15 protein-coding genes are annotated in these 15031 nt (G+C 43.4%); 9 read left to right on the forward strand and 6 right to left on the reverse strand.

What is annotated here, in order from left to right; genetic code table 11:
• The first annotated feature begins 14 nt into the window (after positions 1 to 14).
• The 4 genes from M2R47_RS02265 (at position 15) to rpsU (ending at position 3836) form a co-directional block, all read left to right on the forward strand.
• Entirely contained in the window at positions 15 to 1811 is a 1797-nt protein-coding gene (locus tag M2R47_RS02265) for an Lnb N-terminal periplasmic domain-containing protein (RefSeq protein WP_249098326.1), read from the forward strand.
• A gap of 51 nt (positions 1812 to 1862) precedes the next feature.
• Positions 1863 to 2714: a Rossmann-fold NAD(P)-binding domain-containing protein gene (locus M2R47_RS02270; RefSeq protein ID WP_249098328.1), complete on the forward strand. Its 852-nt coding sequence runs from the start codon at positions 1863 to 1865 to the stop codon at positions 2712 to 2714.
• A gap of 184 nt (positions 2715 to 2898) precedes the next feature.
• On the forward strand, positions 2899 to 3174 hold the full coding sequence (locus M2R47_RS02275; protein WP_249098332.1) for a hypothetical protein: 276 nt from the start codon (positions 2899 to 2901) through the stop codon (positions 3172 to 3174).
• A 446-nt stretch (positions 3175 to 3620) separates the two neighbouring features.
• Positions 3621 to 3836 carry a 30S ribosomal protein S21 gene (gene rpsU / locus M2R47_RS02280; protein WP_242748412.1) on the forward strand — a complete coding sequence of 72 codons (216 nt, stop codon included), beginning with the start codon at positions 3621 to 3623 and terminating at the stop codon, positions 3834 to 3836.
• A 123-nt stretch (positions 3837 to 3959) separates the two neighbouring features.
• Here rpsU and M2R47_RS02285 read toward each other — a convergent pair whose 3' ends face one another.
• Complete coding sequence (locus M2R47_RS02285) at positions 3960 to 4232, reverse strand: hypothetical protein (protein ID WP_249098334.1); 273 nt, start codon at positions 4230 to 4232, stop codon at positions 3960 to 3962.
• A 332-nt stretch (positions 4233 to 4564) separates the two neighbouring features.
• Here M2R47_RS02285 and M2R47_RS02290 point away from each other — a divergent pair, with 332 nt between their 5' ends.
• Entirely contained in the window at positions 4565 to 5041 is a 477-nt protein-coding gene (locus M2R47_RS02290) for a c-type cytochrome (protein ID WP_249098336.1), read from the forward strand.
• Between the two features lie 55 nt (positions 5042 to 5096).
• Here M2R47_RS02290 and M2R47_RS02295 read toward each other — a convergent pair whose 3' ends face one another.
• The 3 genes from M2R47_RS02295 to M2R47_RS02305 form a co-directional block, all read right to left on the reverse strand.
• Positions 5097 to 6350 (reverse strand): aminotransferase class V-fold PLP-dependent enzyme, encoded by a 1254-nt coding sequence (locus M2R47_RS02295; RefSeq protein ID WP_249098339.1) that lies wholly within the window; start codon positions 6348 to 6350, stop codon positions 5097 to 5099.
• Between the two features lie 52 nt (positions 6351 to 6402).
• Positions 6403 to 7041, reverse strand: coding sequence for a 2OG-Fe dioxygenase family protein (locus M2R47_RS02300; RefSeq protein WP_249098343.1), 639 nt, complete (start codon positions 7039 to 7041; stop codon positions 6403 to 6405).
• Between the two features lie 177 nt (positions 7042 to 7218).
• Positions 7219 to 8889, reverse strand: coding sequence for an electron transfer flavoprotein-ubiquinone oxidoreductase (locus M2R47_RS02305; protein WP_249098346.1), 1671 nt, complete (start codon positions 8887 to 8889; stop codon positions 7219 to 7221).
• 321 nt (positions 8890 to 9210) lie between these two features.
• On the opposite strand from M2R47_RS02305, the gene M2R47_RS02310 reads away from it, so the two are divergent.
• The 3 genes from M2R47_RS02310 (at position 9211) to M2R47_RS02320 (ending at position 10993) form a co-directional block, all read left to right on the forward strand.
• Complete coding sequence (locus tag M2R47_RS02310; protein ID WP_249098349.1) at positions 9211 to 9843, forward strand: DUF1285 domain-containing protein; 633 nt, start codon at positions 9211 to 9213, stop codon at positions 9841 to 9843.
• Positions 9836 to 10681, forward strand: coding sequence for a glutamate racemase (gene murI, locus M2R47_RS02315; protein WP_249098352.1), 846 nt, complete (start codon positions 9836 to 9838; stop codon positions 10679 to 10681). The genes M2R47_RS02310 and murI overlap by 8 nt, the downstream gene beginning before the upstream one ends.
• A 129-nt stretch (positions 10682 to 10810) precedes the next feature.
• The gene (locus M2R47_RS02320) at positions 10811 to 10993 is read left to right on the forward strand and encodes a hypothetical protein (protein WP_249098356.1); all 183 of its coding nucleotides are present in this window, start codon (positions 10811 to 10813) and stop codon (positions 10991 to 10993) included.
• A 74-nt stretch (positions 10994 to 11067) separates the two neighbouring features.
• Here M2R47_RS02320 and M2R47_RS02325 read toward each other — a convergent pair whose 3' ends face one another.
• Together M2R47_RS02325 and M2R47_RS02330 are read right to left on the reverse strand one after the other, a co-directional pair.
• Positions 11068 to 12447: a lytic murein transglycosylase gene (locus tag M2R47_RS02325; protein WP_249098357.1), complete on the reverse strand. Its 1380-nt coding sequence runs from the start codon at positions 12445 to 12447 to the stop codon at positions 11068 to 11070.
• 138 nt (positions 12448 to 12585) lie between these two features.
• Positions 12586 to 14001, reverse strand: coding sequence for an MATE family efflux transporter (locus tag M2R47_RS02330; protein WP_249098360.1), 1416 nt, complete (start codon positions 13999 to 14001; stop codon positions 12586 to 12588).
• Positions 14002 to 14210: 209 nt separating this feature from the next.
• Here M2R47_RS02330 and M2R47_RS02335 point away from each other — a divergent pair, with 209 nt between their 5' ends.
• Positions 14211 to 15020, forward strand: a complete 810-nt coding sequence (locus tag M2R47_RS02335) for an HpcH/HpaI aldolase/citrate lyase family protein (RefSeq protein ID WP_249098361.1) — start codon at positions 14211 to 14213, stop codon at positions 15018 to 15020.
• Positions 15021 to 15031: the final 11 nt, after the last annotated feature.

Below are 15031 nucleotides of genomic sequence, written 5' to 3' on the forward strand. Positions count from 1 at the left end.
ATTTTAGCAAAATTATGATGAATTCCAAACGATTTTCTTGGGTTTTGTACCCATTTTTGGCATTGTCAGCCACCCCTGTGATTACCAATGCTGATGTCCGTGATGATGATCATCTGCAAGCATCATATCCGACCATGCCTTTTTTGCTGGGTAATGAGCAAGTAGCGGAATTAAGTCGGCATGTGCTTTGGCGACGACTGTTACTGTTGTCAGATGATGGCAAATCCAACAACAAAACACAAGGCTTGATTGAGAGTGGGTTTTTTCTATCCAATACTAAGAATATCAATCCAAAAAATGAATTGATCGCCATGCTTTCTGCCATTGAAAGTCGTGATGAGGCAGTGCTGTGTCGATTTCCTGCACGCGTGCATTTTTTGAAAGATGAGCTAAAAAAGTATGGCGTTTTGCTTGATGTGTCTGATGATGATTGTGCGGATTTTCGTGCATGGGCAAGCAATATCAATGCCAAAAGCTTATCTTTAGTATTTGCTGAGGAGCATGGTAATAATTTGGCGGCGGCGTTTGCACATACTTTCATGCGTATTGACAGTCGTGATGATGATGCGTCGGGGCGATTTGCCACAGCGATGAACTATACTGTCGATATCAACCGAGATGATGGCGTGCTGTCTGCGGCGATCAAACCCCTTGTGGGTGGGTATGCGGGAGTCATGGAGATTTTGCCTTATCAGCATAAGGCGAATGACTATCTGATTAAAGATGAGCGAGACCTTTGGGAATATCGCCTGGATTTGACAAAGGTGCAGATTGATCAAATCATGCGACATATTTGGGAAGTGCGTCACTTGGTGCGTCCTTATTATTTGACAAAAGATAACTGTGCAACAGAAATCGTGCGTTTGGTTGATGTGGTGCGTGCGGATAAGGCTTTGTTTAAAAGGCTTGGGGCGATCACGACGCCAGCACAGGTTGCCCAGTTGCTTGATGACGAGCATGTCATCACTCAAACTCACTATCATCCGTCTAACTCTACCAAGCGTCAGTTCATCATCAATAACGGCAATGCGTTTGATGTGGCGAATATTAAACCAAACGACAACAATCCCATCATGGCCAGCCCAATGCGTCGCTTTGGTGTGGCAATATCTTATGATGGTCATCATGGGATTGCTCATCACGCCAGCTTTCGCATGGGTTATCAAGGCTGGCTGGATAATCCTGCGGGGGTGCGTAAGTTTCATGAAATCATCTTGCCATCTTTTGACATCAAGTATCAAGACGGAATACTTAAACTGCATGACTTGATCGTTTTTAAAGCCACCGCCCTAAACCCTGCAAACACTGCCAAGGCTTACCCAGATGGTAAGAGTCATAAAAAAGCCCCAGCGATACAAGCATACTTGGGGGTGAATGAGGTAAGTGATGCGTCAGATGCCAATAACCATCAGCATACTGTGCTAAATGCTCATATGCAAAAAGGCAGGTCGTGGGCGATTGGGAAGGGTCGGATACAAACAGGGGATATGCCAGACACTGTATGTTATGTGCTTGGTGGACCAAGTATCCAGCTTGGTAAGTTAAATCAGGGATATCGAGCAGGTGTGAGAACAGCCCTGGGATGCGTCCATCACCATACCGACAGGTTGCGTATCATGGGTGAGTTGGTCGTGCCATATTGGTATCATAAAGATGATGTTGGACGCTCAGCCTATGTGCAACCAAGTCTTGATGTGGGGGTGCAATACGACTTTGATCGTCATCATGCAGTCAGATTTAAAGGCGTGGTTCAAAAAAACTACGGTATGACAGATCATCAAGCTCGACTTGAATGGCTTGAGTATTTTTAGTGTTTTTTGAAGTTTTGATGACCTGAAATGAATGATGCCTTAGGAGAAATTATGGTTAACTATCTCATCATCGGTCAAGGTAGCATTGGCAAGGAGGTTACCAAACAAATATCACGCCATCATCATGTGGTGGGGCTATCTCGTACGACCAAGTGCTATGATGGCGTGATGAATGCGGTGCATTGGCAGATGGATGCACTTGATTTAAAACCGACGGATTTGCAGGACTTTACACATATTGCGGTGATTGTTACTCCAAGTGCCATCACAGATAGGGTTAAGGCGTATCAAGACAGCTATTTGGCAATTTGTCAGCATCTGGCTGGCATGTCTGGGGCATTGGTTAATTTGCGACGCATTTTGTTCGTTTCATCAACTTCGGTCTACTCTGAGCAAAGTGGAGAGTTGGTTGATGAACATACCATGCCCAATCCCCTATCACCCACTGCCAAAGTGTTGCTAGAAGCGGAAAATGCCATCGTACACGCTTTTACTGATCAAGCTGTCATCGTTCGCCCAAGTGGCATTTATGGGATTGATCGTCTGCGAATGATTCGCTCCGCACAGTCTGCCCATGATGAGGGTGTGCCTAGATGTCATCATACCAATCGCATCATGGATACAGATTTGGTGGCGGTTTTGGTGCATATCTTGCTCTGTGATGTGCCAAAGCCTTTGTATTTGGCGACGGACCATTGTCCTGCTAGCAGTTATGATGTGCTTAGATATCTTTGTGGTAAAATGCAAATTTTACCGCCAAAAGTGATTGATGAGCCAGTGTCTGGAAAGCAAATCATTTCGAACCTACCAAAAGATTGGTTGGAATTTGATGATTATCAAAAAGGTTATGCGTTTATCTTGCAAAAGCTTAATTTGATCGGATTTGACGATGTTCATGGGTGATTTTTATTCATTGAATCAAGAGTTTTGGCTGGAGTTGTTTTTTAGATGTCTATTCTTAACAGCTTTTTGTTCAGTTTTGCCAAATCTCATGAAAATTAAGAGAAATTATGGCATAATAAACAATCTAAAAAACAATGGTGGTTATCTTACCACGGTGCCAAATTGGCTAATATTAGGAGAGATTATGAAAATTAAGTTTGTAGCAACAATCATGGTAATGGCGGTATTGTCGGCATGTGGTAAACATGAAGGAGTGCATGCGGTAGATAAGCTTAAAGAAGCAGAAGAAGCTGCCTTGGCAAAAGCACCTAAAGCTGAGGAGGTGATATTTGATGATCATGGTCAGCCGACTTTCGCTGAGACATCAGGTGCTGGGGCAAACACATCGGCGACTAATGACGCCCCAAAGACTGATGCTGATGCGACCGCCACAGAAGATAAAGAAGCTAAAGCAAAATAGTTCACACAGCTCGGTGCTTTATTCTTTATTGCCTCATATCTACCGCTGAAATTTGGTGGGTATGAGGTCATTAAATAACCATCTTGGATGTAGATGCCATTTGCTATGGTGTGTTTTGCCACACCATGATTCCATGAGTGATAAGCGTATCTTCTCAACCGCTCAACAATGAAATTTTATCCATGACTTGGCATGCAAGTTGAGAAAAATTTTTAAAAGTTTTTGTATTTTTATGCCTACTTGCTAATGGGTGGATTGAATTATGTTTTTATATCATGTATAATAGACCACTTACTTTAGGTTGATTGTTGAGATTTTCTAAGGTAAGTAGCCGCAATGCGGATTTTTGTTTCCGATTTGAGCTGATGCCCACGCCCAAGACCGTGATGCTATATAATATAATACAGCCTAATCGATGCCGACTTGTCTTGTATTTAGGAGTGATTATGCCTTCTGTTAAGGTAAAAGAAAATGAACCGGTAGACATCGCAATTCGCCGCTTTAAGCGTGCGTGTGAGAAAGCTGGTGTTTTGGCCGATGTTCGTAAAAAAGAATTTTTTGAAAAACCAACACAAGAGCGTAAGCGTAAAAAAGCTGCCGCTGTCAAGCGCTATAAGAAAAAAGTATGGCGTGAGCAAGTGCGTACTGTACGCAAGTACTGATCCATAGTGGCTCTAAAAAGATCTCAAATTCTTTTATTTGGGATCTTTTTTATGGGTTTTTGATTTTAATAAATAAAAAACTGCCATAAGGCAGTTTTTTATCGGCTGTGCAATTCATCGCTTTTATTTTTGAGCCTTATTCAGTTCGTCATGTTTGGTGATTGATGTATTGCTTGGACGCTGTGCACCCTCTGCTTGGGTTTTTTTCATATCAACAAGTGCGGCATCAGCCTTGACTTGTGCATCATATTCCAAGCCTTCGCCAGCTGGATATTCAGTGCTTTGTGATAAAGAAAAATTGCTTTGCTTGTAGAAGATTTTGTCTGATGCTTTGGTCATGGCGTTACAGCCAGTCAGAGCAATGGCAGCGATGACGATTGGAGCGATGATTTTCATGAGGGTTTTCCTAATAAACAAGTCAATGATGAAAAAAAACTGTGATTTGAACTAATTATAGCAAATAATTAAGCTATGGAGAATTATTAAGATACACTTTTAATACAAAAATGACAAAAAGATGTATCCGTCGAGAGTCTTTGGGGTTGAGAAGTGTGCTGCGTCGGTCTTGATGGTGCTTTTGAGATTGGCTAAGATCGGGGGTGATATTGACCTGTTGATGGGTAAAATTTCACTACAAATCCTTAAAAAAATTAGGTATATTATACTTACCCATCTAGGAATTTTTAGTGCGGTTGATGCCAACCGCTTGTTTAAAAGACGAGGTAATCATGAAATACCCAGTTAGGCAATTTTTTCTGTCATTCATTGCGGCATCATCTGTGGGGATCACTGCTTGCGGTACTGACGAACAGTCGGTCAAGCAAAGTGAGCCTGCATCTTACCCAAAGCAATCTGCTGATGAGAAAGCAAAAGTAGTTCAGCCACCAGTGCATGCAGACACCAGTGCTAATGTCAGTAATCCTGATAGCGAACCAACCATTAAGGTTGCGTCTGGATCATTGTCTGTTCAAGAAGGTAAAAAGCGTTATGAACAAACTTGCAAAGTTTGTCATGATCAAGGTCTGCTAGATGCCCCCAAACTCAGTGATAAAGCAGCATGGGCAAGACGCTTAGATAAGGGCGTTGAGGTTTTATATCAGCATGCAGCTAAGGGATTTAATAAGATGCCCGCCCAAGCCGTTGGCACCGTATCAGAAGAAGAGGTGCATGCGGCAGTGGATTATATGATTGAACAAATCAAATGATGGGCATCAAAAAAAGCTAACAATTTAGGTATGTTAAATCAGGTTGAATATGCGTTTATAAGGCATCAGCACATTCAACCTGCATGATGTACTCGTCTAACAGCTCAAACAATCGCTTAATTTCATGCTCATTGGTATAATGCAAAAATCCCACACGCAAAAATCCGCATTCCAACAAACCCAAATGGCGAACGACATCTAAAGCGTAGAAATTTCCTGATGGTAGGGCGATATTTTTTTCACCAAGCCATTGAGAAATCTTAGTGGGTGAGAGGATTTGTTGATCTTTGACTAGGTTGAAAGCGAATGTTGGTGTTCGGTTGGTGCTGTCATTTTTTCCATAAAGCTTGATATAATCACGCGCATTGGCGTCAGATAAAAATATTTCGCTAAGTGAGCGTTCGTGATTTTGAACTTTATCATACGCCTGTGCCAATCGTGTTGACAAACAGTCGCCTTCATCTGCAAGACTTGCCCAATATTCCATCAAGGCAATGAATGCTGCTTGACCTTCAAAAGACTGTGTGCCTTGTTCAAAGGCGAATGGGCGTACTTGTGTGGCAGGTTCGACTTTATAAGCGGGCAGTTCAAGCACGCGTTTTGAGGCATATGCCATGCCAAGATGAGCACCACCCAGTTTATAGCTTGAGGCGAATAGCAAGTCGCAATTTAGCTGTGTTGCGTCAATTTTTTCATGCACGATGGCATGCACAGCATCAATGGCAACATGGGCGTTCACGGAATTAGCTCGCTCAATGATGGGCTTGATGTCGGTGCGTGTGCCAAGCACATTTGATGCCAAAGAAACCGCCACCAAGCGAGTGCGTTCGTCAACGAGTTGTTCTAGGCAGCTTAAATCCAAGGCATCGCCACAAGCATTCAATGGAATGTGTCTGACTTCTACGCCTTTATCTTGAGCGGCAGTTTGCCATGATGACACATTGGAAAAATGGTCAATCTGACTGACGACGATGTTATCACCTACCTGCCAGGTCTGTGCCAATACTCGTGAGAATTGAAACATAAGGCTTGTGGCGTTCAGTCCAAAGACAACTTGTTCTGCTTCACACCCAAGCCATAGACCTGCCATTTCACGCGCTTTCGTATTGATGGCGGTGGTGTACCTGCCTGCATGGGCAAAGCCACCCATGTTACTGTGGTGCTTGCCTAAATAATCACTCATGGCATCAGTAACCATTTTGGGTACTTGACTGCCACCAGGACCATCAAAAAAAATGGGTAATTGACCTGAATCATCTGGGCAGTCAAAAGCCAAAAAATGCTGGCGAATACGGTGTGTGTCGTACATGAGATGTCCTTAAGTTGGTAAAAAGGGGGTTGTCATTGATGGTAAGGAATGATTAGGACGATAAGCTTGCTGTAAGCACAAACAAATCCCAATGCCCTGATTGCTTGTCGGCGATTAAATCGGTACCATAATGCCAAAGTTTGTCATCATCCATGACGCAATACGCACCCATCTTACTCGGTATTGTGGTGATGAGTGTTTTTTTGTCATTGGCTTTGTAAACACATAAATCACCACCTTGTGCATCGGCAAGATTGATGGTAAACATACCAATGCGATCATAGCCGTCTTGATGTATGCCCTCTGGTGTGGTAACGGTCGGTGTGGTGGGGTCTTTGGCGACGACACGGATTTGGTGTATTTCAATGGTGGCAGAGTCTGGGAGTTCGCCTTTTTTGGCGAAAGTATCTACGATGGTTAAAAACCCTTTACTTTGTAGCAGCTCATCACTAAGATCATCGTACTGACGGACAACGCCTCCTTGGAACTTATTGAATTCTTCACTTTGTACGAACTGACTGCCTCGTAATAAAGCGATTTCTTTGGTGTGTTTGTCATAGATGATTTTGGAATAGCGACGCAAACGATAACTGCCATCTTTATATAGATTGGGCGTTAAGGTGTCAAAGTCTTTACATAAAGGGGAGATGATTTCGGTAGGTAAATTGCCTACTTGCAGTAGAGCGGTCATATGATTTCCTTGTCAGTTGTATTGGTTGCATTCAACAATCAACTTAATGAATTTGATGAATGGATTGTTAATATATCAAAAAATTTTTTTTCCTACAAATAAAATTTATTTATCAATTGATGAATAATAAAAGCCAAGCGAATTGCCTGGCTTTTCATCAAATGACATCACAGATGTTTACATATTGGGATAATTTGGACCGCCACCACCTTCTGGGGTGATCCAAGTGATGTTTTGGGCTGGGTCTTTGATGTCGCAAGTTTTACAATGCACGCAATTTTGACTATTGATGACGAATTTTGCACCTTTGGGTTCATTGTCATCAAGCACTACTTCATAGACGCCAGCAGGGCAATAGCGTTGTGCAGGTTCAGCATAAATTGGTAAATTGCGACTGATCGGCACACTAGAATCTGTCAGGCGAAGATGACAGGGCTGGTCTTCTGCGTGATTGGTATTGGAGATGAACACTGATGAGAGTTTGTCAAAAGTCAGTTTGCCATCAGGTTTTGGATAGTCAGGCTTAAAAGCATGATCGGCTTTATCAAGTTGTTTATGATCTGGTGTGTTATCGGTAATGGTGAGTGGAAGTTTGCCTTGAAACCAGTTGTGCTCAACAAAAGTAAAAGCACCGCCCATCAGCGTACCCATGCGATGAATGGCAGGGGAAAAATTACGAGCGGTGTATGCCTCTTCAAACAGCCACGATTTTTCAAAATTCGCTTGATACTCACTCACCTCATCGTGCGATCTACCTGCCTTGATGGCAGCAAAAACACTTTCAGCGGCAAGCATGCCAGATTTCATGGAAGTGTGCGTGCCTTTTAGTTTGGCAGGGTTGAGTAATCCTGCATCATCGCCAATCAGTACGCCACCTGCAAAGCTTAGCTTAGGCAAGCTATTAAGACCGCCTTTAACCAAAGCTCTAGCACCGTAGGACAAACGCTTACCTCCTTCTAAAATGGTGCGTATGGTTGGGTGTAGTTTTAGGCGTTGTAGTTCATCAAATGGAGAAAAGTAAGGATTCTTGTAAGACAAATCGCAGATCAGACCAAAACTGACTTGGTGATTTTCAGCAAAATACAAGAACCAACCACCTGTGGTGCCAGTTTCAGACAGTGGCCACCCTGTGCCGTGCATGATGACGCCTTCTTCATGTTTTTGTGGGTCAATCTCCCAAAGTTCTTTTAGACCGATTCCATAATGTTGGGGGTCTTTATCCTTATCCAAATGAAAACGACTGATTAAGCGTTTTCCTAAATGACCTCGACAGCCTTCTGCAAAGATGGTGTATTTGGCAAGTAGGTCATAACCTGGCTCAAAAGATGGCTTGGCTTCGCCTTTGGCATTGATGCCCATGTCTCCAGTGCGAATGCCTTTGACTGAACCGTCGTCATTATATAAGATGTCACTGGCAGCAAATCCTGGAAACAGCATGATTTCCATCTCTTCAGCACGAGCGGCAAGCCAACGGACCACATTCCCCAAAGAGACAATGTAGTTGCCTTCATTATGCAATGGTTTTGGCACAGCCCAATCAGGTGTTTGAATGGCCTTTTGACCATTTAACATCATATAAACACGGTCTTCTTTGGTAGCAACGCTGATGGGGGCATCCATGTCTTTCCAGCTGGGCAGTAACTCATCAAGTGCTTTGGTCTCCATGATGGCACCTGATAAGATATGAGCACCAAACTCAGAACCTTTCTCTACCACACAGATCATGAATTCATCCATGCCAGCTTCATTAGCAAGTTGTTTTAGGCGAATTGCTGCTGACAGACCAGATGGTCCACCACCGACAATCACCACATCAAATTCCATCGATTCTCGTTCGATATGTTGCATATTGTGTCCTATTGGCTAAGGTTTTTTGGCAATAAATACATTTTTATAAGCGAAAAAAACACATTGATTTGGCTGATAGAAATGCATGATTAAATGGTTCAAGCGAATGCTTAAAGTGTTGCTATATTTTACCAATCTTAATGAATTAGGCAAGTTAATAATCATCACGGATTGTTTTCTTGCGTAACAAGATGATTGATTGGTGGATAAATTGTTTGGAGGCATTGCTTTTGTGAATGGGTTTGGGCTACAATTATTGGCAAGATAAAACGCTGATGAAGTCATCTGTCATCATCAAACACTGTCAAATCAGAGCATGCCATGACCCAAAAAAATGATGAAATAACAGACAATCAATCAAAAAATATCAATAAAAACAATACCATAGATAAATTGCTATCAGAGATTGGCAATCAAAGCAGCCAGCGAAAAACCCCACCGCTTGACGCTTGGTATCCTAGCAGGGTGCATGACTTTGATGTGGTGATTAAAGACAATGGCGAGTGGCATCACGCAGGGTCAAAAATGACTCGCCAGTCACTGATTGATTTGTTTGCAAGTGTGCTGTGGGGGCAAGTGGAGAATGGTCAGGCACAATATTTTCTAAAAACCCCAAGCGATTTGTATCGCATTCAGGTTGATGACGCACCGTTATTGATTAATACTGTGGATGAGATTGAGCAAGATGGCGAGAAATGGATTGTCTTTGGTACAACCACTGGTGATCAGATCATGCTTGGTGATGATTCTTTATATTTTAAGGAATTTGATAAAGATGGCAGAAAAGAGCAGCGTTTGTACATTGATGCCAGATTTGGACTTGTCGCACGCATCAGCAATAATGTGCTGTATCATTTGGTTGAGATGGGCGAATTGTGTGAGCTGGGTGATAAAACAGCATTGATTCTAAAAAGTGGTGGTCGCACGCATCATGTGGAGGTGCCTAATGATTAACCAAAATCCCACCTTCATCAATGATGTTCAAAACGCACCAATTGGCGTGTTTGATTCTGGCGTGGGCGGGCTTTCTGTGTATCAGCACTTAAAGCAAGGCTTGCCAAATGAGCGATTTATTTACTATGCCGATACAGCTAATGTGCCCTATGGGAACAAATCTGGTGATGAAATTCTACTGCCGACATTACAGGCGGTGTCACATCTGTGCCAGCTTGGTTGCAAGCTCATCGTCATTGCATGTAATAGTGCCTCTGCCCATGCCTTGCCTGCCGTCAGGCAACAATGTGGCGTGCCAGTCGTAGGATTGGTACCTGCAGTCAAGCCTGCTTGTGCCATCACAAAACGCAAAAAAATCGGCGTGTTAGCCACCCAAGCCACCCTACAAGGGGAGTTACTTAATGAGGTCATTGAGAGTGTTTGTGTGCCTGCTGGCATTGAGGTATTTAAGCACTTTGAGCCATGTCTGGTGCCTTGGGTAGAGTCTGGCATGTCAATTCACTCACCAGTAGCCACGCTGCTTACTGATCAAGTTAAGCGATGGGCAGATGAGGGCGTGGATGTGATTGTTTTGGGTTGTACGCATTACCCGTTTTTTAAGCAGTTTTTACAAGACCATATTCATAAAAACAACCTTGATGTACGCTTGTTGGATTCTGGCGTGGCGATTGCTGAGCGAGTTAAATCTTTGCTGTTAGCATATCAAATTGAAGCGACCACACCCAACGATGCTGCTCTGGTATTTTATGCCAGTCGTTTCAACGAACAGCTGACGACACTGGTAACAACCCTAATTCATGAATCCCCTTGCTTTACCGTACCTAACTTTCTTGATTGATGAGACATTGGCAAACTGGTGATGAATGGGGATTAAATGTAGCGAAAATGTAAATTTTACGGTAATGGCTTGTATTTGGTGATAAAATTTGCTCTAATGAGAGGACAGTTAATTGATTAGGGGGTAATCATGTCGCATGATGCTGTAACTCACACATTCACCAAAGAGATTAAAAAATTAGATGAGCTGGAAGATGACATGCGTGATGCTGAAAAATCACGCACCTTAGAAGAGCAGGTCGCTTATCTAAAATCAAAAGGCATTGACCCATCAAAAACCTATGCAAAATGGGACGATGATGAAGCGGAATGACAGTCTTAACCTTATGATGACAAACCCCTAAGTCTGCTTAGGGGTTTGTCATTTTTGTCATTGATGGTAAAAGTTCATTCTTTTGGAATGAGTGAGATGGTGCCATCAGCATTTATGACCTTCTGATAGGTTTTTGGGACGACGCTTTTGATGGGTGTGGCAATCTGCTGGCTGGTTGGTACATGGCTTATGGGCATTTGGTATGGTCTTGAATTGTGTGTAGGTAGGGTGGCAGGCGTGCTGCTGGTTTGGGTAATTAAGCGATAAAACTTTTGGCCAGCACGACCATTGGGGGTAACGCCAACCTTGCGTTGATAGTCCATGATGGCACGGCGAGTGTTGTCACCAATGATGCCATCTATTTGACCGATGTCGTAGCCTGCATTGGCCAGTGCCTGCTGAATTTCTTTAGCTTCACGGCGACTGATGCCAGCATCGTCTGTCGGCCAAGCGGTAGTAAACTGCGTGTTCGTACTGGCATTTTCTATCAAGGTTGACAGATGAGCAATCGCAAGTGCGTAGCTTTCTGAATTATTGTAGCGATAGAAAGTATCAAAATTTCTACCAACCAAGAAAGCGGGACCATCAAAACCTGCTGGCAATAGCAGACCTGCTGACGCCATGTTGTTTGGTATTGGGCGACCATCTGGTAAGGTAATGCCTTGATTTTGCCAATGTGTGATGGTGTGCTTATTGGTGCGTCCGCTTGGTCCTGTGTAGCCATTAAGTCCGACCTCATACCCCCAAGGCTCTCCTGTACGATAGCCACGCTTGGAAAGAAAATTGGCAGTACTGGCAAGTGCATCGGCTTTACTATTGACCAAGTCCTTATGTCCATCATTATCAAAATCTACCGCCAACTCTAAAAAGGTGCTGGGCATGAATTGAGTCTGACCAAAAGCACCCGCCCAAGAGCCTATCATGTCCTTTGGCTGAATGTCTCCATTTTGAACAATTCTAAGTGCGTTGGCAAATTCTTTGCGAAAATAGTTTTGACGACGATCAAAGCAAGAAAGTGTGGCAAGGCTGCGAAATAGATTTTTGCCCCCTAGAGTTTGTCCAAAGTTACTTTCCACACCCCACACCCCAAGCACATGTTCAGGCTGTACGCCGTATCGTGCTTGTATTTTTTGTAAGACATCGGCTTGTTCGGCCTTGGCTTGCAAACCATCAATCACTCGCTCAACATCAACCAATGATGCGTGATAATCCCAAACATCTTTTTTAAACTCTGGTTGATGATTGAGTGAGCGAATGACCGATGGGTCAGGTTCGCTTGGGCGATGAGTTTCAAAAGTTGTTTCGGAAATCCCCTTAAAAGTAGCTGAGTTTTTTAGGGTGGTTAAACACTGATGAAATTCATTGGTAGATAATTTTGGTAATTCACTTGCCAGAACTGGTGTGGATACTGCACAACAGACTAGAGCAAAAAGCAACTTGGTGTTTTTTTTCATAAAAAATCCTAAGGTGTTCATGTGTTTTGATGTAGGGTACAAGATTTTGGTTGATTGATAAAGCAAATTTGATAAAAAATCACCATATGGCAATGTTGTAGAAATAATGCCAATTCAAACTGATCAGATGCCAAAGTGTCATTTTGCAAGCCTTGCCATGGAGAGTTTTTGGTGGCGAATCACTTTTTTGCTGTGATGCTCAAGATGCCAAGTGAGCAAAATTGCCGCCACCAATAAAGAGATGACCAGTGCCATCCAAAAGCCATAGATTCCAAAATCATAATAAAAAGCCAGCACATAGCCTGGAATGAGTCCACAGCCCCAAAAAGCGACTAAGTGGATAATCATGGGAGTATTGGTTACTTTATAGCCTCGTAATGCACTGCTTGCTACGCACTGAACGGCATCGCCCAGCTGAAAGGCGGCGGCAAACAGCAGTACTGTCGTTGCGATGCTAATGACTGTCAAATCATCGGTGTAGAGTTGAGCGATGGGGTGTCGCAGTGCGATTAAAGTGGTTGCTGTCATACAAGACATGATGATGGCACTGACGATGGCCACGCCACAGACATAGCGAGCCCTATGAGGTCTGCCTTGCCCCAGATAAAACCCTGTACGCACCGTCGCTGCAATCCCAAGGCTTTGTGGCAGCATGAAAATCAGACTGGTTAGGCTGATGGCAATCTGTTGGGCGGCGACATAGTCTTCGGTCGTGCCGAAAGCATCGCCTTTTAAGCGTGCCACAAAAAACATGATGCAAGTAAATAGGCTGACTTCAATAAAAAAAGACAGACCGATTGGCAACCCTAAACGCGTGATTTCGCCGACTGTCTTCATGTTTGGTGGGCTGAACTTTTCTAACAAGCCAAAGGGCTTAAAATGACTGTCTTTGGCAATATAAACGGCCAAAATGATGGCATTAAGCCAAAAGACAATCGCTGTTGCCAGTCCACACCCTGCACCACCCAAAGCTGGCATGCCAAATTTGCCATGCACAAAAATCCAATTTAATGGAATGTTAATCAAAAAACACACCCAACTGACAATCATGATGACTCGTGGTCGATTCAGGCTGGAGGCATAAGCGTGCAATCCACGGTGAATCATGGCAGCAGGCATGGCAAGACCTACGAACCATAGATAATTTTCAGTGATGTGGAGTGTGTGAGTACCCAAATCAAAAAAAGTCTTAAAGGGTGTGATGGCGGCCCACATAAAAAACATGCCAAAGATGCCTGTGAATAAACCATACCACAAGCCTTGTCGACCCATCTCGCCAATTTGACTGGTCTGTTTGGCACCATGTTGTTGAGCGATCATTGGATTGAGTGCAATCATGATGCCAAGTAAAGTAACATATACGGTCGTGAACAGACTGCTACCAAGTGCTACTGCTGCCAAATCGCTTTTGCCTGCACCGCCTGCCATGATTGTATCTACAAACCCTGTGCCTACCTGCCCCAGTTGTGCAATGAGCATGGGCATGGCAAGACTAACTAAAGATGTTAGCTCTTTTTTGTAAGTGTTAATGGGGTATTTGGCAATGTCTAGCATGGCAATTTTTTGAATGGTAAGTCAAGTAGGGTAGGCTTTATGGTAATGGGTGATTATAGCACATTTATTAAGTGCGTAAGGAGTAATGTCAATCTTGCTGTATCAGTGTTCCTATGTTTAAGACTGTCTTGATTGGCTTTACTTACTTTACAATTTCCCCAAAACAATGCTATCTTGTGTGCTTTAAACATGTATTTTGGACAATCAACATGCAAAGCAATTTCACAACTTACCTATTTGTGCCAGCAACTCGTTTGGATAGGGTGGCTAAGGCGTTTGATAGCGGTGCTGATGCCATCATCATTGACTTAGAAGATGCGGTGGAAGGGGTGGGTAAGTCTGAAGCTCGCCAAGCACTGATAGAAGCTGATAAGATCTTTAAGCAATCTTATTGGTTACGCATCAATTCGGCAAGCACGCCAGACTATGGGCATGATGTTGCAATGGTTCAAGGCTTGTGTCATGTACAGGGGTTACTGTTACCAAAAGCAGAATCTGCCTTGTCTGTAACAGCCTTGCATCAAGCAACTTCACTGCCCATTATCGCTGCCATTGAAACTGCTAAGGGTGTGTTAAGCATTGCTGATATTGCCACGGCGAATGGATTGTTTGCTATGACCTATGGATGTTTGGATTTGGCAAAATCACTGGGCATGACCATCGGCACGCCATCAGCACAAGTGGTGCTAGATAAGATACGCACCGATTTGCTATTGCATTCATCGGTTTGCAATTTATCAGCACCGATTGAGACGATTTTTGCAGATTTTCATGATGATTTGGGTGTGGCAACCTTTGCCAAATACGCCCAAAACTTCGGTTTTGGCGGTCAGTTGCTCATTCACCCAAAGCAAGTCATGCCCATCAAGCAAGCAACAAGACCTGATGAGAAGATGCTTGATTTTGCCAAAAAAGTCATCGATTTGCATCAGCGAACAGGTCAAGCTGTGTTTTGCGTGGAAGGAAAAATGGTTGACAAGCCAGTGATTGAATGGGCAAGGCGAATGCTTGATGATTGATGAGTGTTGCA

The sequence above is a fragment of the Moraxella oculi genome (assembly GCF_023336735.1).
Taxonomy (GTDB): domain Bacteria; phylum Pseudomonadota; class Gammaproteobacteria; order Pseudomonadales; family Moraxellaceae; genus Moraxella; species Moraxella oculi.